The sequence below is a fragment of the Acidovorax sp. SDU_ACID1 genome (assembly GCF_045291395.1).
Taxonomy (GTDB): Bacteria; Pseudomonadota; Gammaproteobacteria; order Burkholderiales; family Burkholderiaceae_C; genus MR-S7.
Genome location: NZ_CP152342.1, coordinates 3443126 through 3462275, shown reverse-complemented (window position 1 = coordinate 3462275; position 19150 = coordinate 3443126). Strand labels below are relative to the sequence as shown.

Annotated in this window: 18 protein-coding genes, 1 tRNA gene and 3 pseudogenes; 9 read left to right on the top strand and 13 right to left on the bottom strand. The window is 66.9% G+C overall.

What is annotated here, in order from left to right:
• Position 1: 1 nt before the first annotated feature.
• The 5 genes from AAG689_RS17025 to AAG689_RS17005 form a co-directional block, all read right to left on the bottom strand.
• The gene (locus tag AAG689_RS17025; protein WP_406622996.1) at positions 2–880 is read right to left on the bottom strand and encodes a prepilin peptidase; all 879 of its coding nucleotides are present in this window, start codon (positions 878–880) and stop codon (positions 2–4) included.
• A gap of 3 nt (positions 881–883) precedes the next feature.
• Positions 884–2101 (bottom strand): type II secretion system F family protein, encoded by a 1218-nt coding sequence (locus AAG689_RS17020; protein ID WP_406622995.1) that lies wholly within the window; start codon positions 2099–2101, stop codon positions 884–886.
• Between the two features lie 19 nt (positions 2102–2120).
• A complete protein-coding gene (gene pilB, locus AAG689_RS17015) occupies positions 2121–3857 on the bottom strand; it encodes a type IV-A pilus assembly ATPase PilB (RefSeq protein ID WP_406622994.1) in 1737 nt (578 codons plus the stop codon).
• 209 nt (positions 3858–4066) lie between these two features.
• Positions 4067–4143 (bottom strand) — tRNA-Pro (locus AAG689_RS17010).
• 22 nt (positions 4144–4165) lie between these two features.
• Positions 4166–5149 (bottom strand): polyprenyl synthetase family protein, encoded by a 984-nt coding sequence (locus AAG689_RS17005; protein ID WP_406622993.1) that lies wholly within the window; start codon positions 5147–5149, stop codon positions 4166–4168.
• Between the two features lie 168 nt (positions 5150–5317).
• On the opposite strand from AAG689_RS17005, the gene rplU reads away from it, so the two are divergent.
• The 6 genes and pseudogenes from rplU (at position 5318) to proB (ending at position 8287) form a co-directional block, all read left to right on the top strand.
• A complete protein-coding gene (gene rplU / locus AAG689_RS17000; RefSeq protein WP_024001616.1) occupies positions 5318–5629 on the top strand; it encodes a 50S ribosomal protein L21 in 312 nt (103 codons plus the stop codon).
• Between the two features lie 15 nt (positions 5630–5644).
• Positions 5645–5902 carry a 50S ribosomal protein L27 gene (rpmA, locus tag AAG689_RS16995; RefSeq protein ID WP_011804286.1) on the top strand — a complete coding sequence of 86 codons (258 nt, stop codon included), beginning with the start codon at positions 5645–5647 and terminating at the stop codon, positions 5900–5902.
• 73 nt (positions 5903–5975) lie between these two features.
• Positions 5976–6412, top strand: a pseudogene (locus AAG689_RS16990) (hypothetical protein); the annotation flags it as partial.
• Positions 6380–6760: a GTPase gene (locus AAG689_RS16985; RefSeq protein WP_406622992.1), complete on the top strand. Its 381-nt coding sequence runs from the start codon at positions 6380–6382 to the stop codon at positions 6758–6760. The pseudogene AAG689_RS16990 and the gene AAG689_RS16985, both read left to right, overlap by 33 nt.
• Positions 6730–7071, top strand: a complete 342-nt coding sequence (locus AAG689_RS16980; RefSeq protein ID WP_406622991.1) for a hypothetical protein — start codon at positions 6730–6732, stop codon at positions 7069–7071. Before AAG689_RS16985 ends, AAG689_RS16980 begins: the two co-directional genes overlap by 31 nt.
• A 76-nt stretch (positions 7072–7147) precedes the next feature.
• Positions 7148–8287 carry a glutamate 5-kinase gene (gene proB / locus AAG689_RS16975; RefSeq protein WP_406622990.1) on the top strand — a complete coding sequence of 380 codons (1140 nt, stop codon included), beginning with the start codon at positions 7148–7150 and terminating at the stop codon, positions 8285–8287.
• A gap of 52 nt (positions 8288–8339) precedes the next feature.
• On the opposite strand, the pseudogene AAG689_RS16970 reads toward proB, so the two are convergent.
• Positions 8340–9009 (bottom strand): annotated as a pseudogene (locus tag AAG689_RS16970) (RNA pyrophosphohydrolase).
• A gap of 90 nt (positions 9010–9099) precedes the next feature.
• Between AAG689_RS16970 and AAG689_RS16965 the strand changes: the two are divergent.
• Positions 9100–10845, top strand: coding sequence for a proline--tRNA ligase (locus AAG689_RS16965; RefSeq protein WP_406622989.1), 1746 nt, complete (start codon positions 9100–9102; stop codon positions 10843–10845).
• Positions 10842–11510, top strand: coding sequence for a lytic transglycosylase domain-containing protein (locus tag AAG689_RS16960; protein WP_406622988.1), 669 nt, complete (start codon positions 10842–10844; stop codon positions 11508–11510). The genes AAG689_RS16965 and AAG689_RS16960 overlap by 4 nt, the downstream gene beginning before the upstream one ends.
• Here AAG689_RS16960 and AAG689_RS16955 read toward each other — a convergent pair.
• From AAG689_RS16955 to hemA, 6 genes and pseudogenes are all read right to left on the bottom strand, one after another.
• Positions 11483–12811, bottom strand: coding sequence for a hemolysin family protein (locus AAG689_RS16955; RefSeq protein ID WP_020229138.1), 1329 nt, complete (start codon positions 12809–12811; stop codon positions 11483–11485). The genes AAG689_RS16960 and AAG689_RS16955 overlap by 28 nt on opposite strands.
• A gap of 99 nt (positions 12812–12910) precedes the next feature.
• Positions 12911–13921, bottom strand: coding sequence for an AAA family ATPase (locus AAG689_RS16950; RefSeq protein WP_406622987.1), 1011 nt, complete (start codon positions 13919–13921; stop codon positions 12911–12913).
• A 147-nt stretch (positions 13922–14068) separates the two neighbouring features.
• Positions 14069–14398 (bottom strand): Grx4 family monothiol glutaredoxin, encoded by a 330-nt coding sequence (gene grxD / locus AAG689_RS16945; protein ID WP_020229136.1) that lies wholly within the window; start codon positions 14396–14398, stop codon positions 14069–14071.
• A gap of 67 nt (positions 14399–14465) precedes the next feature.
• Positions 14466–15290, bottom strand: a pseudogene (gene prmC / locus AAG689_RS16940) (peptide chain release factor N(5)-glutamine methyltransferase); the annotation flags it as partial.
• A 43-nt stretch (positions 15291–15333) separates the two neighbouring features.
• On the bottom strand, positions 15334–16416 hold the full coding sequence (gene prfA, locus AAG689_RS16935; RefSeq protein WP_024001618.1) for a peptide chain release factor 1: 1083 nt from the start codon (positions 16414–16416) through the stop codon (positions 15334–15336).
• Between the two features lie 100 nt (positions 16417–16516).
• The gene (gene hemA / locus AAG689_RS16930; RefSeq protein WP_020230560.1) at positions 16517–17830 is read right to left on the bottom strand and encodes a glutamyl-tRNA reductase; all 1314 of its coding nucleotides are present in this window, start codon (positions 17828–17830) and stop codon (positions 16517–16519) included.
• 72 nt (positions 17831–17902) lie between these two features.
• Between hemA and AAG689_RS16925 the strand changes: the two genes are divergently transcribed.
• On the top strand, positions 17903–18181 hold the full coding sequence (locus AAG689_RS16925) for a hypothetical protein (protein WP_406622986.1): 279 nt from the start codon (positions 17903–17905) through the stop codon (positions 18179–18181).
• On the opposite strand, the gene AAG689_RS16920 is transcribed toward AAG689_RS16925, so the two are convergent.
• Positions 18182–19075, bottom strand: a complete 894-nt coding sequence (locus AAG689_RS16920) for a LysR substrate-binding domain-containing protein (RefSeq protein WP_406622985.1) — start codon at positions 19073–19075, stop codon at positions 18182–18184.
• Positions 19076–19150: the final 75 nt, after the last annotated feature.

The window sequence follows — 19150 nt, the reverse complement described above, 5'->3', positions numbered from 1 at the left end:
CTCAGAGCCCCAGCAGGGCCAGGATGGCCTGCATGATCTGCTGCGGGCCCCAGAGCATGGCGGCGATTCCCGCGCCCGCGAGGAAGGGGCCGAAGGGGACGTACTTGCCCTCGCGCAGGTGGCTGGCCAGCTTCATCGCAATGCCCACGAGCGCTCCGATGACCGATGCGATCAGGATGATGGGCACCAGCGCCTGCCAGCCGAACCATGCGCCCAGTGCGGCGAACAGCTTGAAGTCGCCATAGCCCATGCCTTCCTTGCCGGTCGCGAGCTTGAAGCCCCAGTACACGGCCCAGAGCGACAGGTAGCCGCCCACGGCGCCCAGGATGGCGTCGGCCGGCGTGACGTCGATCCATCGCAGCGTGGCTGCGGCCAGGCCAGCCCAGAGCAGGGGCAGGGTAATGTCGTCCGGCAGGAGGGTGGTGTCCCAGTCGATGAAGGCCAGGGCCACCAGGGCCGCACAGAAGCCGCACCAGGCTGCCGTGGCCGCGGACCAGCCCCAGTGGGCCGCGCAGGCGTAGAACAGCGCGCCCGTGAGCAGTTCCACCAGCGGATAGCGTGCGCTGATGCGCGTGCCGCAGCCCGAGCAGCGTCCGCGCAGGCCGATGTAGCTGAGTACTGGGATGTTCTCGTACCAGCGCACCTCATGCCCGCAGGAGGGGCAGCGGGAGCGTGGCGCCCAGAGGTTGAAAGTCTCCGTGGGAACGGGGGCGGCCCCTTCGGGAAGCAGGCCGGCATCGCGTGCGTACTGGTCGCACTCCGCTGCCCACTGGCGCTCCATCATGCGGGGCAGCCGGTGGATCACCACGTTGAGAAAACTGCCGATCAGCAGGCCCAGGATGCCGACCAACGCGGCGTCCCATTGCGAAGAGCCCGTCATCGGTCAGACCACCTGGCCCAGCTTGAAGATCGGCAGGTACATGGACACGACGATGCCGCCGATGATCGTCCCGAGGAACACGATGATGATAGGTTCCATCAGGCTGGACAGCCCGGCCACCATTTCATCGACTTCCTGCTCGTAGAAGTCGGCCGCCTTGCCCAGCATGTGGTCGATGGAGCCCGATTCCTCGCCGATGGCGCACATCTGCAGCACCATCGAGGGGAAGACGTTGGCATTGCCCATGGCGGCCGTGAGGCTTGTGCCGGTGGAGACTTCCTGCTGGATCTTGTCCGTGGCGATCGCGTACACGGAGTTGCCGGAGGCGCCGCCCACCGAATCCAGCGCCTCCACCAGCGGCACTCCGGCAGCGAACATGGTGGACAGCGTGCGCGTCCAGCGCGCGACGCAGGACTTGTCGATCAATGCGCCGAAGATGGGCAGCTTCAGCAGCAGGCGGTCCATGAAGCGTTGCATCTTCTCGTTGCGTCTCCATGCCTGCATGAAGAAGTAGAAGCCGCCGCCGATCACGCCGAAGATCAGGTACCAATAGGACACGAAGAATTCACTGATCGCCATCACGAACAACGTGGGAGCCGGCAGATCGGCACCGAACGAGGTGAACACCTCCTTGAAGGCGGGGATCACGAAGATCATGATGATGGTCACCACCACGAACGCGACGATGATCACCGAGATTGGGTACATCAGCGCCGAGCGGATCTTGCCCTTGATGGCCTCCGTCTTTTCCATGTAAGTCGCCAGCCGGTCCAGCAGCGTTTCCAGGATGCCGGCCGCCTCGCCCGCCTCGACGAGGTTGCAGTAAAGGCTGTCGAAGTACATGGGGTACTTGCGGAAGGCCGCGTTCAGCGAAGTACCCGTCTCCACGTCGCTGCGGATGTCGTTGAGCAGCTTGGTGACGCTGGCGTTGGCATTGCCGCGCCCTACGATGTCGAAGGCCTGCAGCAAGGGCACGCCCGCCTTCATCATGGTGGCCATCTGGCGCGTGAAGAGCGCGATGTCCTTGGGCTTGATCTTCTTGCCGGAGCGCATCCGGCGCTTCTTGATCTTCGTGGGCAGCACGCCCTGGCGCCGCAGGGTGGCCTTGACCTGGTTCTCGCCCGAAGCGCGTACCTCGCCGCGGACGACCTTTCCGCTGCGGTCCTTGCCCTCCCACTCAAAGACGAAATCCTTGATGTCCCTCGATGTTGCGGTTGCCATTGGTGTCGTTCCGTCGCGATTATTCGTTGGTGACGGCCAGAACCTCTTCGAGCGAGGTCAGGCCGATCTTCGCTTTGTGCAGGCCGGACTCGCGCAGGGAGCGCACCCCTTCCAGCCGGGCCTGCTCCGCGATTTCCAGGGCACTGCCGTCGCGCAGGATGATGCGTTGCGTCTCTTCGGAAACGGGCATGACCTGGTAGATGCCTACGCGTCCCTTGTAGCCGTTGTTGCAGGCGGAGCATCCGACGGGCTTGTAGGTCACCCAGGAGCCATCGATTTCTTCCTCGCGGTAGCCGGCCTCCAGCAGGGTTTCATGCGGAATGTCGGCCGGGGCCTTGCAGTTGGGGCACAGGCGGCGCGCGAGGCGTTGCGCGGTGATCAGGATGACGCTGGATGCGATGTTGAAGGGGGCGATCCCCATGTTGCGCATGCGCGTCAACGTCGTCGGTGCGTCGTTGGTGTGCAGGGTCGAGAGCACCAGATGGCCTGTCTGTGCGGCCTTGATCGAGATGTCCGCGGTTTCCAGGTCCCGGATTTCGCCGACCATGATGATGTCCGGATCCTGGCGCAGGAAGGCCTTGAGCGCCGTGGCGAAGGTAAGCCCCGCCTTCTCGTTGACGTTGACCTGGTTCACGCCCGGCAGGTTGATTTCCGACGGGTCTTCCGCCGTCGCGATGTTGACGCCGGGCTTGTTCAGCAGGTTCAGGCAGGTGTAGAGGGACACCGTCTTGCCGGAACCCGTGGGTCCGGTCACCAGAATCATGCCGTAGGGCCGGCCGATGGCATGCAGGAGCCGTTCTTTTTCTTCGGGCTCGTACCCCAGCGCGTCGATCCCCAGCTTGGCGCTGCTCGGATCGAGGATACGGATCACGATCTTTTCGCCGAACAAGGTCGGCAGGGTGCTTACACGGAAGTCGATCACCCGGTCGGGGCCCACCTTGAGCTTCATCCGGCCGTCTTGTGGCACTCGTTTCTCGGAAATATCGAGGCGGGAGATGACCTTGATCCGGGAAGCCAGCTTTTCCTTGATCGCAATGGGAGGCGAGGCGATTTCCCGCAATTCCCCGTCGATGCGAAAGCGCACGCGGTAATGGTGCTCGTAAGGTTCGAAATGCAGATCGGATGCCCGCATGTTGAACGCGTCCAGCAGCATCTTGTGCAGAAACTTGACGATGGGGGCATCTTCGACCTCGGTGGTCGCTGCCTCGTTGCTTTCCGATGCCTCTTCGACGGGAATGTCATCGAATTCAAAATCCCCGCCACTGGTAATCGTGTCCAGGGTTTCGCTGACGCTCTTGGAGGTCGCATCGATGAGTTTGATGAGCTTGTCGTGCTCGGCGATGATCCAGTCCACGCCCATCTGGGTCGTGAATTTGATCTTTTCCGCAGCCTCCTGGTCCGTGGGATCGGCCGTTGCGACGATCAGGCGGTTATTGCGCTTATTCAGCGCGACCACCTTGTAAGCCTGGCACAGCTTGGCGTCCAGCAAATCCTTGGGAATGCGCAGCGGATCAATAGCGCTGATATCCACCAAGGGCGCGCCGAAAATCGCAGACACCGTATGTGCCAAATCGCTGGGTGTGATCGTGTTGGATCCCGTCAATTCAGCGATGAAATTGGTGCGGCTCGTTTGTGATTTTTTGTAAATATCCTCGGCGGATTTCTGGCTCAGTTTTCCCACAGACATGAGCGCCCGCGCCAAGCCTGGCAGAGCAATAGAGGGAGACTCTTTCTGAGGGGTACCTACGGCAGCCATGTAACCAGCGGATTCTTAAGACGGAAAAGGAAACCCGCCTATCATCGCCGATGATTTATGGCATGTACAGGTGTGCTCGTCGGTATGCGTTGCCTGGACAACAGGCAGGCCATAAGCCGGGTGTTGGAGGCCGCTTGGTTGACTGTGTTCGGGTGAACAAAAGCGGCGAAAGAAGGGCTCTTGTCATCCAAGCCCAAGACATGCAATCCTGGTCGGGGTGAGAGGATTCGAACCTCCGGCCTCTACGTCCCGAACGTAGCGCTCTACCAGGCTAAGCTACACCCCGCGAGATGCTGGGCCGCCAAGTATCAAACTCGGCGCTCCAGCAGCTGAGCCGCTAATTGTAGCAAACCTTCAGTATAAGAATTGGATGGCAGTGGCGAAAGTGCCTCCATGGCCAGCCGGGCCTGGGTCGCGGCGGCTTCACGCGTGGCGATGAGGGCGCCGGTTCGCCTGACGATGTCGATCACGGCGGGCAGTTCGTCGGTAGAGCCTGTTTCGATCACGCGGCGCAGCAGCGCGCGTTCGGCGTCGCTGCCGCGTTGCATGGCGACGATGAGGGGCAGGGTCACCTTTCCCTCACGCAGGTCGTCACCCAGGTTCTTGCCCATCTCCTGGGCATCGCCGTCATAGTCCAGGACGTCATCGATCACCTGGAAAGCGGTTCCGAGTGCTTGGCCATAGGCGGCGCAGGCCTGCTCGATGGCAGGGGGGCTATCGGAGAGGATGGCCGCGAGCCGGGCGCTGGCTTCGAACAGCTTGGCGGTCTTCGAGCGGATCACGCCCAGGTAGCCTGCCTCGTCCAGCGAGGCGTCGTGCGTGTTCATGAGCTGCTGCACCTCGCCCTCGGCAATCACGTTCGTAGCGTCGGCCAGGACCTGCATCACGCGCATGTTGCCCGTGTCCACCATCATCTGGAAGGCGCGTGAATAGAGAAAGTCGCCCACCAGGACGCTGGCGGGATTGCCGAAGTTCTCGTTGGCGGTGGGGCGGCCTCGGCGCAGCGTGGATTCGTCTACTACGTCGTCGTGCAGCAGCGTGGCCGTATGGATGAACTCGACCACGGCGGCAAGGTTGAAGCGTTGAGCGCCCTGGTACTGCAGCGCGCCGCTCATCAGCAGCAGGAGTGACGGGCGCAACCGCTTTCCGCCTGCCGAGATGATGTATCGCGCCACATCGCCGACCAGCGCGACCGAGGACGTCAAGCGTGAAGCAATGACCTTGTCCACCTCCTGCATGTCGTCGGAAATCAGGGCGAGGGTGGCGGCGGTGCGGGGGGAGTTGGCGGCCAAGGTGGTTGAGGGCTGTGGTGTAAACGAATGATTATAGGAAGCGGTGCCGCATCTCCCGGGAGCACTCGGGTGCCTGCCTTGGTGGTCCTAGGCACGAAAAACAGGTTGTTGTACAATTCGCGGTTCTGCGGAAATCCTTTCGCAGAACTCCAGATCAAAGAGGTTTACATGTACGCGGTCATAAAAACCGGTGGCAAGCAGTATCGCGTTGCCGCTGGCGAAAAAATTAAGGTAGAACAGATTGCTGCGGAAGTGGGCCAGGAGATCGTGATCGACCAGGTTCTGGCTGTCGGCAACGGCGCTGAACTCAAGGTGGGCACGCCCCTGGTGTCCGGCGCAACCGTGAAGGCCACGGTCGTGGCGCACGGCAAGCACGACAAGGTGCGCATCTTCAAGATGCGCCGTCGCAAGCACTATCAGAAACGTCAAGGCCATCGCCAGCAGTTCACCGAGCTGCAGATCGAAGCGATCGCCGCTTAAGCAGGAGCTGATGTCATGGCACAGAAAAAAGGCGGCGGCTCTACGCGAAACGGGCGCGATTCCAAGCCCAAGATGCTCGGCGTGAAGGCCTATGGCGGTGAATTGATCAGCGCTGGCTCGATCATCGTGCGCCAGCGCGGCACGCGCATCCACCCCGGCGTCAACGTCGGCGTGGGCAAGGACCACACCCTGTTCGCGCTGGTGGACGGCCACGTGTCGTTCGGCACGAAGGGTGCACTGTCCAAGCACACGGTGAGCGTGACTCCGGCCTGAGGCCCGTCGCTGCTGGCTCTACCCAAAGCCCCGCTCGTCGGGGCTTTGTCGTTTCCGGAAGCTGTGCTCCCGGATGGCTTTTGTAAACTGGATACCCATGAAGTTCGTCGACGAAGCCTTTATCGACGTTGCCGCAGGTGACGGCGGCAATGGCTGCGTGTCGTTCCGGCACGAGAAATACAAGGAGTTCGGAGGTCCCAACGGCGGAGACGGTGGCCGCGGCGGCCACGTGTTCGCTTTGGCCGACCCCAATCTCAACACGCTGGTGGACTTCCGCTACTCCCGCAGGCACGAGGCCAAGCGGGGCGAGCACGGCATGGGCTCCGACATGTTCGGCGCGGCCGGCGCGGACGTCACGCTGAAGATGCCCGTCGGCACCATCATCAGCGACGCGGATACGGGCGAGGTGCTGTACGAACTGCTGAACCCCGGCGAGGTCACCATGATCGCCAAGGGGGGGACGGCGGCTTCGGCAACATGCGCTTCAAGAGTGCCATCAACCGCGCGCCCCGGCAGAAGACGCCCGGCTGGCCCGGCGAGAAGAAGAACCTCAAGCTGGAACTCAAGGTGCTGGCCGACGTGGGCCTGCTGGGCATGCCCAACGCGGGCAAGTCCACCTTCATCGCTGCCGTTTCCAACGCGCGTCCCAAGATCGCGGACTATCCTTTCACCACGCTGCACCCCAACCTCGGCGTGGTGCGCGTGGGGCCGGAGCAGAGCTTCGTGGTGGCCGACATCCCCGGCCTGATCGAAGGCGCTTCGGAGGGGGGGGCCTGGGGCACCAGTTCCTGCGGCACCTGCAGCGCACCCGCCTGCTGCTGCACGTGGTGGACTTGGCGCCGTTCGACGATTCCGTAGACCCGGTGGCGCAGGCCAAGGCCATCGTCGGCGAGCTCAAGAAATACGACGCGCAGCTCTACGACAAGCCGCGCTGGCTGGTGCTCAACAAGCTGGACATGGTGCCGGCCGAGGAGCGCTCCGCGCGCGTGAAGGACTTCGTCAAGCGCTTCAAGTGGAAGGGCCCGGTGTTTGAAATCTCCGCCCTGACGCGCGAAGGCTGCGAGCCGCTGGTGCAGGCGATCTTCCAGCACGTGCACGCCCAGCAGCAGGCGCTTCAAGCCCCGGTCGAGGTGGATCCCCGCTTCGCGGACGGCGAGACGCAGGCTTGATGGTGGCGTTGGTGCTATTGATTCAATAGCTGGTTGCGCTTGATGGATAAGCGCTAGAGGCTGATTTCATTCAAATATGGTTTCCAGTGTATTGCGCGATGCGCGGCGTATCGTGGTCAAGGTGGGGTCGAGCCTCGTCACCAATGAAGGACGGGGTCTGGACGAGGTTGCCATCGGCGAGTGGAGCCGCCAGCTCGCGGCGCTGGTGCGCGGCGACGGCGGCGCGACACGCGAGGTCATCATGGTCTCCAGCGGCGCGATCGCCGAGGGCATGAAGCGCCTGGGCTGGGCCACGCGCCCCAGCGAGATCCACGAACTGCAGGCCGCTGCCGCCGTCGGGCAGATGGGGCTGGCGCAGATGTACGAAACCAAGCTGCGCGAGCAGGGCATGGGCAGCGCGCAGGTACTGCTCACCCACGGCGACCTGGCCGACCGCGAGCGCTACCTGAACGCCCGCTCCACGCTGCTCACGCTGCTGCGCCTGGGCGTGGTGCCGGTCATCAACGAGAACGACACCGTGGTCACCGACGAGATCAAGTTCGGTGACAACGACACGCTGGGCGCGCTGGTGGCCAACCTGGTGGAGGCTGATGCGCTGGTCATCCTGACCGACCAGAAGGGGCTCTACACGGCCGACCCCCGGCGCGACCCGGCGGCGCAGTTCGTCCATGAGGCCCAGGCGGGCGACGCCGCGCTGGAGGCCATGGCCGGGGGCGCGGGCTCGTCCATCGGCAAGGGCGGCATGATCACCAAGATCCTGGCGGCCAAGCGGGCCGCTGGCTCCGGCGCCTCCACGGTGATCGCCTGGGGGCGCGAGCCCGACGTGCTGCTGCGCCTGGCGCGCGGCGAGGCGATCGGCTCGCTGCTCGTGGCGCAGACGCAGAAGACCCAGGCGCGCAAGCAGTGGATGGCCGACCATCTGCAGCTGCGCGGCTCGGTGACGGTGGATGCCGGCGCCGTGGCCAAGCTGCTGGGCGAGGGCAAAAGCCTGCTGCCCATCGGCATGGTGGCCGTGGAAGGTGACTTTGCACGTGGCGACGTGATCGCCGTGCGCGACGCGGGCGGCTCCGAGATCGCGCGCGGCCTGGCCAACTACGCCAGCGCCGAGGCGCGGCTGCTGTGCCGCAAGCCCTCTACGGAGTTCGAGCGCCTGCTGGGCTATGCGGCGGAGCCGGAAATGGTGCACCGGGACAACCTGGTGCTGACCCACGCCTGAGTTGTGGTGTGCGCATCCCGCGGAAAGTGCGGGACTGCGCTATGCCAGTAGCCTATTCGTCAACGACGGGAGGCGTTTCCGAGAGCGGGGCGGGCATGCTGCTCTGCGGATCGGGGTCGAAGCTGGCGCCCGGAGGCAGTTCCATGCCGGGCTTGACGAACAGCGAACCCGAGCGGTGCAGGGCGGCCGGGCCGCCGCTCTCTGGCTCACGCGAGCGCATGCCGCTGCGCAGGTAGCGGTTGCGCTGTTCGTAGCGAGGAGGAAGCGCGCGAGTTCCGTCAGCGCCATTTCATAGACGCCGCGCTTGAACTCGACCACCACGTCCAGCGGCACCCAGTAGTCGTTCCAGCGCCAGGCGTCGAACTCGGGGTGGTTGGTGGCGCGCAGGTTCAGGTCCCAGTCGTGGCCCAGCAGTTGCAGCAGGTACCAGATCTGCTTCTGTCCCTTGTAGTGGCCGCGCGCATCGCGGCGGATGTACCGGTCCGGCACTTCGTAGCGCAACCAGTCCCGGGTGCGGGCGATCACACGTACCTGGTTGGGGCGCAATCCCACCTCTTCGTGCAGTTCGCGGAACATGGCCTGCTCCGAGACTCTCCGCGGTCGATACCGCCTTGAGGGAACTGCCAGCTGTGGGTGCGTATGCGCTTGCCCCAGAATACCTGGTTTCTTTGGTTGAGCAGGACGATGCCGACGTTCGGCCGGAAGCCGTCGCGGTCAAGCATAATCTAACCCCAAATTTTTAAAACTGTGGTCATTATGCACGCTGCCCCGCCTGCGGCAAGCGAGGGCGCCACGGTCGCCAGGTTCGTTCGATGAAAGCTTCCCAATTCTTCGTTTCCACCTTGAAAGAGGCTCCGGCCGATGCCGAGGTCGTCAGCCACAAGCTCATGATGCGCGCCGGGCTCATCAAGAAGCTGGGCGCCGGGATCTACAACTACATGCCCATGGGGCTGCGCGTGATCCGCAAGGTGGAAGCCATCGTGCGCGAGGAAATGAATCGCGCGGGCGCCGTGGAGTGCACCATGCCCGTGGTGCAGCCGGCCGAGCTGTGGCAGGAGACGGGGCGCTTCGAGAAGATGGGCCCGGAGCTGCTGCGCATCCAGGACCGCCATGGGCGTGACTTCGTGATCCAGCCCACCAGCGAGGAAGTGGTCACTGACATCGCACGCCAGGAGCTGCGCAGCTACAAGCAGCTGCCCAAGAACCTCTACCAGATCCAGACCAAGTTCCGCGACGAGCGCCGCCCGCGCTTCGGCCTGATGCGCGGGCGTGAATTCATCATGAAGGACGCCTACAGCTTCGACCGTGACCAGGCCGGCGCCAAGGCGAGCTACCAGGTGATGGCGCAGGCGTACCGCCGCATCTTCGACCGTTTCGGGCTGCGCTACCGCGCCGTCGCGGCGGACTCCGGTGCCATCGGCGGCGACCTGAGTGAGGAATTCCAGGTGATCGCCGCCACGGGCGAAGACGCCATCGTCTACTGCCCGGCCAGCGACTACGCGGCCAACATGGAAAAAGCCGAGGCTCTGGCGCCTGCCGGGCCACGTCCCGCCGCCAGCCAGCCGCAGGCGCTGACCCCCACGCCCGGCAAGAGCACCTGCGCCGACGTGGCCGCGCTGCTGGGCGTGCCGCTGGCCACCACGGTCAAGTCGCTGGTGCTGGCCACCGACCAGGCCAACGAGTCCGGCGAAATCGTCAAGAGCCAGGTGTGGCTGCTTCTGCTGCGTGGCGACCACGACATGAATGAAGTCAAGGTCTCCAAGGTGCCCGGGCTGGATGCGGGCTTCCGCTTCGCCACCCTGGCCGAGATCGAGGAGCACTTCGGCTGCAAGCCCGGCTACCTGGGCCCGCTCGGCCTGAAGAAACCCGTGAAGACCGTGGCCGACCGCGAGGTGGCCGTGATGGCCGACTGGATCTGCGGCGCCAACCAGGAAGATCACCACATCACCGGCGTGAACTGGGGCCGCGACCTGCCCGAACCCGACCTGGTGGCCGACCTGCGCAACGTGGTGGCAGGCGACCCGTCGCCCGACGGCAAGGGGGAACTCGCCATCGAGCGCGGTATCGAAGTCGGCCATGTGTTCTACCTGGGCACCAAGTATTCCAAGGCCATGAACGCCACCTTCCTCGGCGAGGATGGCAAGCCCGCGTTCTTCGAGATGGGCTGCTACGGCATCGGCGTGACGCGCCTGCCGGCCGCCGCCATCGAGCAGAACCACGACGAGCGCGGCATCATCTGGCCCGACGCGATCGCGCCGTTCACTGTGGTGCTGTGTCCCATCGGCATGGACCGCAGCGACGAAGTCAAGGCCGCCGCCGAGAAGCTCCATGCCGAGCTGCTGACCGCGGGCGTGGACGTGCTGCTGGACGACCGGGGCGAACGGCCCGGCGCCATGTTCGCCGACTGGGAGCTGATCGGCGTGCCGCACCGCGTGGTACTGTCGGACCGCGGCCTCAAGGAAGGGCAGGTGGAATACCAGCACCGCCGCGACGCGGGGGCCACCAAGGTGGCCGTGGGCGAGGTTTTCGATTACGTGAAGAACCGCTTGAAGGTATGAACAACGAGGGGATTGCACGGCGCGGCGGACTGTCGCGCCGCGCCTGTTTGGCATCGCTTGCGGCCGGTCCGGCCGCGTGGCTGGGCGCGCCTGCGGCATCCCATGCGGGCAGCCAGCTGGAAGAGCCGCTGATGGATTCCGTGCGGTCGGCACTCACCTCCGCCGTGGCCGACCTGGCGCCGCCCGAGCCGCTCTTCGCCAGCACCGAGGCGCGCCTGTCGTACCTGCGCTGGCTGGGCACCATGAGCGACCGCCTGCGCAGCCGCAAGCCCGACTGGGAGGTGCGCCGCGATTTCCTGCAGACCGCCTGGTACGAGGCCAAGCGCGCGGGCCTGGACGTGTCCCTGGTCATGGGCCTGATCCAGGTCGAGAGCGCGTTCCGCAAGTTCGCCGTTTCGCCCGTGGGCGCGCGCGGCTACATGCAGGTGATGCCGTTCTGGACGCGCGTGATCGGCGACGGCGATGCGGCCAAGCTGTTCCACATGCAGACCAACCTGCGCTTCGGCTGCGTGATCCTGCGCCACTACCTCGACCGCGAGCGCGGCGACCTATTCATGGCGCTGGGCCGCTACAACGGCAGCCGGGGCAAGGCGCCTTACCCGAGCGCCGTGTTCGCGGCGCAGCGCAACTGGTTCTTTCAGGAGCGCATCGCCTCGGCGGCCTGAGTGCCGGCCGCAGTTGGCTCCAGCCGCGAGACCATCACCTGGTCGATGCGGTAGCTGTCCACGTCCAGCACCTCGAACTTGTAGCCGCCCCAGTTCACGCTGTCGGTGCGGCGGGGCACGCGGCGCAGCATCACCATGAGGAAGCCCGCGAGGGTCTCGTATTCGTCGGCATGCGGCAGCTCGTCGAGGTCGAGCGCGTGCAGCACGTCGTTCACCGGAGTCATGCCGTCGATGAGCCAGGAGTTCTCGTCGCGGCGCACGATCTGCTCCTCGTCGGCGGGACCCACGAGGTCGCCCATCACCGTGCTCATCACGTCGTTGAGCGTCACCACGCCCACGACCAGGCTGTATTCGTTGACGATGACGGCGAAGTCTTCGTGCACCTGGCGGAACTGCTCCAGCACCTCGGCCAGCGAGAGGCGGTCGGGCACGATGAGCACCTTGCGTACCAGGCCGTCTTCGGCCAGCGAGATGGGCTGGTTGTTGAGCACGCGCTGGAACAGGTCCTTGGCGTCCACGTAGCCGACGACGTGGTCGATGTCGCCTTCGCACACGGGATAGGTGGAAAACGGTTCGGCCGCGATGCGCGCGCGGATCACCGTGTCGGGGTCGTCGCGCAGGAAGTAGGCCACGCGGTCGCGCGGCGACATGCTGCTGGCCACGCTGCGCGAGTCGAGCTCGAACACGTTCTCGATCACCTGCTGCTCGCGCGCGGCCAGCACGCCTGAGCGCGTGCCGGCTTCCATCATCGCGAGGATGTCGTCGGAGGTGACACGCTCGTCGCGCAGCGAGGTCAGGCCCAGCAGCCGGAAGACGACGTCGGCACAGCGGCTGTAGAACCACACCACGGGTCGCAGCAGCGCCATGGTGGTCTGCATGGGCGCGATCACGCGCAGGGCCAGGCGCTCGGGTTCGGCCATGCCCAGGCGCTTGGGAAACAGGTCGGCGAACAGGATGAACAGCGAGGTGATGACGGTGAACGAGGCGAGGAAGCCCGCCGTCTGCGCGCGTGCGTCGCTCAGCCACAGGCTGAAGATTTCCGTGAAATGGGGGCTGAGCGCCCCCTCGCCCACGATGCCGCCGAGCACCGCCACGGCGTTCTGGCCGATCTGCACGGCGGTGAAGTAGTCGCCGGGGTCCACCTGCAGGCGCAGCACCTGGTCGGCACGGCGGTCGCCCTCGTCGGCGAGCTGGCGCAGGCGCAGGCGGCGCGAGGCGGCCAGGGAGATCTCCGCCAGCGAGAAGAATGCGCTGGCCGCGATGAGCAGGGCGATGACGAACAGGCTTTGCGAGAGAGACATGGGAAGGCCGTTGGGGCACCGCGCAGGCGCGCGGACGGGCGCCTTGTGGGAGCCGTCCGAGTGTAGCGGGCGCTGGGCGGCGCGCGCCGCCCGGGGGCGCTACTGGGTGAAGCCGATGCGCGGCTTGCGCACCCCGGCAGAGGACGGCAGGTCGGCGGGCTCGATCTGCCCGCGCTGCTCCAGCCGGGCATTGCCGAAGCCGGTCATGAGCGCGCGGCGCATCTCGCGCGGCGGCATGCGGGCCAGCAGGTCCAGCACGTCGGGCGCAGGATCGGGGTCGAAGTGGCGGCCCCAGCCGTGTTCGCCGCGGATGCCCTGGTACAGCCGCAGGGCGATGGCCCGGGCCTGCTCCAGTGTGGGGGCCAGCACCTCGAACACGTTCATGCGGTTCAGGATGGGATCGGGGATGCCGCGCTCGTCGTTGGCGGTGGTGATCCAGATGACCTGGCTCGCGTCGATGGCCACGTCGGCGAACTCGTCGGTGAAGCTCTGCGCGGTGTCGTGCTCCAGCAAGCCGTAGAGGGCGCCCAGCGGGTCGTACTGTGCGTCGCCCGCGGCCTTGTCGATCTCGTCCACCACGATGACCGGGTTGGCGTACTCGCCCTCCACGAGGGCCTCGAACACCTTGCCGGGCCGCGCGCCCTTCCATTGCGAAGACGCGCCCGACAGAAGCCAGCCCGCGGTCATCGAACTCATGGGCACGAGGTTCATGCCCGTGCCCAGCAGTTCGGCGAGATGGCGCGCGAAGTGGGTCTTGCCGATGCCGGGCGGCCCCAGCAGCAGCATGGGGGTCACCTCCAGCCCGTCGCGGCTGTCCTGTGCCAGGGCCACGTGGCGCTTGACGTCGTCCAGCACTTCGGTGAAGTTGGGCAGCTGCTCGTACAAGCCTGCCATGTCGGGAACGCCCGAGGGCTTGACCTGGAAGCGCTCGGGGCCGCGCTCGAGCATGCGTTCGTACACCGTGCGCAGGTTCTCGTAGTCGCGCTGGCTGCCGGCTTCCTGCAGGCGCGCGAGCTTGCGCTCGACGTCGCCGGGGTGGAACACGCTGCGCATCTGCGCCACCGGCAGCGACAGGGCCGGGGGCTGGGGTACGAGGCTGTGGCTGGTCATGGCGCGCTCCTTGGAACGGGTCCTCATCCCGTCGATACGCAGCCATTCAAGCACGGCGGCGGCGCTCCGGTCGTCGGAGGAATCCCGCATTCGCCGGACAGAAAAAACCGCTCCAGGGAGCGGCTGGTTCCTACGCGCGGCGGTGGTTCAGCCGGCCTGCTGGGCGCCCAGCACCTGCTGCAGTTCGCCCGACTCGTACATCTCCATCATGATGTCCGAGCCGCCGATGAATTCGCCCTTCACGTAGAGCTGCGGGATGGTGGGCCAGCTGCTGTAGTCCTTGATGCCCTGGCGGATTTCCTGGTCTTCCAGCACGTTCACGGTGGCGATGTCCTTGGGGTCCACGCCGCAGGCCTTGATGATCTGCACGGCGCGGCCGGAGAAGCCGCACATGGGGAAGCTGGCGCTGCCCTTCATGAACAGCAGGATGTCGTTGGTCTTGACCAGTTGGTCGATGCGTTGCTGGACGTCGCTCATGGAATTCTCCTGGAATGGGCGCCCCGGGGGAGGGCGGCGATGGGGCGATTATTTCACTCCCCGGCTGTCCGGGCATTGACCCGCCGCTGCATCGGGCTATGCCGGCCAAATCATGGCGGCTGTGGACCTGCCCAAAGCCCGCCGCGCGCAGCAGCGCCTGCACGGCCTCGGCCTGGTCCCAGCCGTGCTCCAGCAGCAGCCAGCCGCCGGGCGCGAGGCGCGAGGGGGCCTGCGCGGCGATGGCGCGGATATCTTGAAGGCCGTCGTCGCCGCTGGCCAGGGCCGACAGCGGTTCGTGCGTGAGCGCGGCCAGGTGCGGGTCGGTGGCGGGGATGTAGGGCGGGTTGCTCACGATCAGGTCGAACGGGCCGGCAATGCCGTCCAGCCAGTGGCCCTGGACGAACCGCACGGGCAGGCCCAGCCGCCAGGCGTTGGCGCGGGCGACGGCGAGGGCGTCGGCGCTGGCGTCCACGGCCAGCACCTGGGCCTGCGGGCGCCGGCTTTGCAGGGCCAGGGCGATGGCGCCGCTGCCGGTGCCCAGGTCCGCCATGCGGGCGGTGGGCGCGGCGAGCGCCAAAGCCCAGTCCACCAGCGTCTCGGTATCGGGGCGCGGGTCGAGCACGCGGGCGTCCACCTGCAGCGGCAGGCCGTAGAACTCCTTGGTGCCCGTGAGATAGGCCACGGGTTCGCCCGCCGTGCGGCGGGCGCACAGGGCCTGGTAGCGGGCCAGGATGGCTTCGGGCAGCGCATCGCCGTCGTGCGTGAGCAGCCAGGCGCGGTCGTGCAGGGGGCGCTGCAGCAGGTGCAGCAGCAGCATCTGCGCGTCGATGCGCGCCAGGCCCTGGGCCTGCGCCTGCGCGAGGGCCTGGGCGACAGTTGCTATTGACTTCATAGCTGCTTGCGCTTGCTGTGTATGCGCTGGAGGCCTATTTGCTTCAAACCGCGGTTTCCAGCTCGGCCAGCAGTTCGGCTTCGCGCGCGTGCTGCAGGGCCTGCAGCACTTCGCCCAGGTCGCCTTCCATGATGGCCAGCAGCTTGTAGAGCGTGAGGTTGATGCGGTGGTCTGTGAGCCGCCCCTGCGGGAAGTTGTAGGTGCGGATGCGGTCGCTGCGGTCGCCGCTGCCGATCAGGCCCTTGCGCAGCGCCGCCTCCTTGGCGGCGCGCTCGCTGCGCTCCTTTTCCTGGATGCGCGCCTGCAGCACCTGCAGCGCCTTGGCCTTGTTGCTGTGCTGGCTGCGGCCGTCCTGGCACTCGGCCACGATGCCCGTGGGCAGATGCACCACGCGCACGGCGGAGTCGGTCTTGTTGATGTGCTGGCCGCCCGCGCCGCTGGCGCGGAAGGTGTCGATGCGCAGGTCGGCCGGGTTGAGGGTGATGGCCTGCTGCTCGTCGGGCTCGGGCATCACGGCCACGGTGCAGGCGCTGGTGTGGATGCGGCCCTGCGTCTCGGTGGCGGGCACGCGCTGCACGCGGTGGCCGCCGGATTCAAAGCGCAGGGCGCCATAGACATGGTCGCCCTCGATGCGCAGCACCACTTCCTTGTAGCCGCCCAGCTCGCTTTCGTTGGCGCTCATGATCTCCACGCGCCAGCCCACGGTGGCGGCGTAGCGCGTGTACATGCGCGCGAGGTCGCCCGCGAACAGGGCCGATTCGTCGCCGCCCGTGCCTGCGCGGATTTCCATGAAGGCGTTGCGCGCGTCGTCGGGGTCCTTGGGCAGCAGCAGGCGTTGCAGTTCGTCTTCGAGCTGCACCAGTTCGGCCTCGGCGGCGGTGATTTCCTCCTGCGCCATCTCGGCCATGTCGGGCTCATGAAGCATCTCGCGCGCGCCTTGCAGGTCGGCCTCGCGCTGCTGGTAGCGCGCGTAGCGGCCGGCCACGGCGGTCACGTCGGCGTGCTCGCGCGAGATGGCGCGGTACTGCGCCATGTCGGCCATGATGTCTTCGCGCGAGAGCAGGAAGTCCAGCTCTTGCAGGCGCTGCGCGTAGCGTTCCAACTGGCTGCGGAGAAAGGGTTTCATGGGGAGGAGGATCCAGGGTTTGCTACTGTTTCAGTAGCTGTTTGCGCTTGGTAGGCAAGCGCTGGAGGCCGATTTGGCCTTTGATTCGCGGCGAGCGCCGCTACAGGCCGGTCTTGGAGGACGAGCGCAGGAACAGGCGCGAGACGGTCTGCGCCGTCTGTGCGCGCGCGTCGGCGTCGCCCGCGCGCAGCTCGGCCATGGTGCCGTGCAGCATCTTCTGCGTGAGGCCGCGCGAGAGGGCTTCGAGCACCACGTCGATGTCCTCGCCCTTGGCCAGCAGCTTCTTGGCGCGGGCGATCTCCAGCGAGCGCCATTCGTCGGCCTGGGTGTTGAGCTGCTGGATCAGCGGCACCACGCCGCCCGTCTGGCCCACGGGGCTGCTGCGCAGGTCCATCCAGTGCATGAAGCTCTGCACGCCGGCGTCGATGATGGCCTCGGCCTGCGCCACGGCGGCCTGGCGGTTGGCCTGGGCGGTCTGCACCACGCTGGCGAGGTCGTCCACGGTGTAGAGGTACACGTCCTCCAGCGCCTTCACCTCGGGCTCGATGTCGCGCGGCACGGCCAGGTCCACCATGAAGATCGGGCGGTGGCGGCGTTTCTTGAGCGCACGCTCCACCGCGCCCAGGCCGATGATGGGCAGGGTGCTGGCGGTGCAGCTGATGACCGCGTCGAACTCGTGCAGGTGGTCGGGCAGGTCGGCCAGGCGCATCACCTCGCCGCCGAAGCGGGTGGCGAGCTTCTCGCCGCGCTCCAGCGTGCGGTTGGCGATGGAGAGCTGCTTCGGGTTCTTGGCCGCGAAGTGCGTGGCGCACAGCTCGATCATCTCGCCCGCGCCCACGAACAGCACGCGGATCTGGGACAGGTCCTCGAAGAGCTGCCCGGCCAGCCGCACGGCGGCGGCGGCCATGCTGATGCTGTGGGCGCCGATGTCGGTGCTGGTGCGCACCTCCTTGGCGACGGCGAAGCTGCGCTGGAAGAGCTGGTTGAGCGTGGTGCCCAGGGCGCCCGCGCCCTCGGCGGCGCGCACCGCGTCCTTCATCTGGCCGAGGATCTGCGCCTCGCCCAGCACCATGGAGTCGAGCCCGCTGGCCACGCGGAAGGCGTGGCGCGCGGCCAGGCCGTTTTCGAGCAGGTAGGAGTGCGAGCGCAGCAGCGAGGGGCTCACGCCGCCGCTGTGGGCGAGCCAGTCCACGGTGTGGTCCAGCGCCGGGGCCTCGGCCGCGCAGTAGATCTCGGTGCGGTTGCAGGTGGAGATGATGGCCGTCTCCACCCCCGGATGGCGGGCCGCGCCGCCGGCCAGCGACTGGCGCAGGCCCAGCAGCGTCGGCGCGATCTGGTCGATCGCGAACGCGAAGCGGCCCCGCAGGTCCAGCGGAGCGGTCGTGTGGTTGATGCCGAGGGCCCAGACTGCCATGGAGGGGGATTATAAAATTCGCGCAGCGGTCAGGCAGGCGCACGCGTACAAGGCTTGATCTGCGTCATGTCCATGGACCCGCTTTCCTTCCTGAACCACCTGCTGAACTTCCTCGCGCCGGCCTTCGCCGTGGCCGTGGGGCTGGTGGCGTGCAGCCATGTTTTCATGCGCAAAAGGGCCAGGCCGCACGGCTGGCTTGCGCCGATGGCGCTGCATTTCGCCGTGGGCGCTGCCGTGCTGGCGGCGGGCCTGGCGGTGTGGGGGCGCGACGGCCGCATGCTCACCTATGCGGCGCTGGTGCTGGCCTGCGCCAGCAGCCAGTGGCTCTGGCTGCGCGCCTGGAAGGGCTGACTACACGGGCTGCGCCTGGGCGAGCAGCCACTGGCGCAGCGTCTCCAGCGCCGGGTGCGCGGGCCGGCCCGTGGGGCGGCACAGGTGGTAGCCGCGCTCCAGGTTCACCGGCCGCTCCAGCGCCACGGCGATGCGGCCGGCGGCCAATTCCGCCTCCACCAGGCAGCGCTGCACCACGGCCACGCCCAGCCCCGCCATCACGGCCTGCGCCAGCAGGCCCACCTGGTCGAAGTCCGCCGCGGGCACGAGCGGCCCGTGGGCGCAGCCCAGCTGGGCGAACCAGTGCGCCCAGTTGCCCGGGTAGTGGGTGTGGAAGAGCAGCGGGTGGCGCAGCAGGTCCTGCGGCGTGCGGATGGCGTGCGGGCCCTGCAGGTCTTCCGGGCGGCAGATGGGCACCAGCTCGCGGCCCACGAGGTATTCCCCCGCGATGCCGGCGGGCCAGTCGGGCCGGCCCACGCGGATCCAGGCGTCGATTGCGGGCGCGGTGAGCGGGTCGTCGCGCTGGTAGGGGGCGAAGGCCAGCGCCACTCCGGGGTGGCGCGCGCTGAAGTCGGGCAGGCGCGGGATCAGCCAGTGGCTGAACAGCGTGGGCGGCACCGACAGGCGCAGGGGCCGCGCGGCGCGTCCCTGGCGCAGGGCCAGGGAGGCCGCCTCGATGGCGGCGACGCCCGGGCCCACGGCCTCCAGGTACTGCGCGCCCTCGCGCGTGAGCACGCTGCGCCGCCCTTCGCGCGTGAACAGCTGCACGCCCAGGTGCTCCTCCAGCCGGGCGATGGCGCGGCTCACGGCGCCCTGGGTGACGTGCAGGTCCTCGGCCGCGCGCGAGAAGCTGCCCAGGCGCGCGGCGGCGGCAAAGGCGTGGAGCTCGGGCAGGGACGGGGAGTGCATGCGCATGGACGTATGAGCATTGGTAATGGGTGGGGGCGATTTTGTCGCTTTTCGCCGGGGCCCGGGCCGCCAAGAATGGCC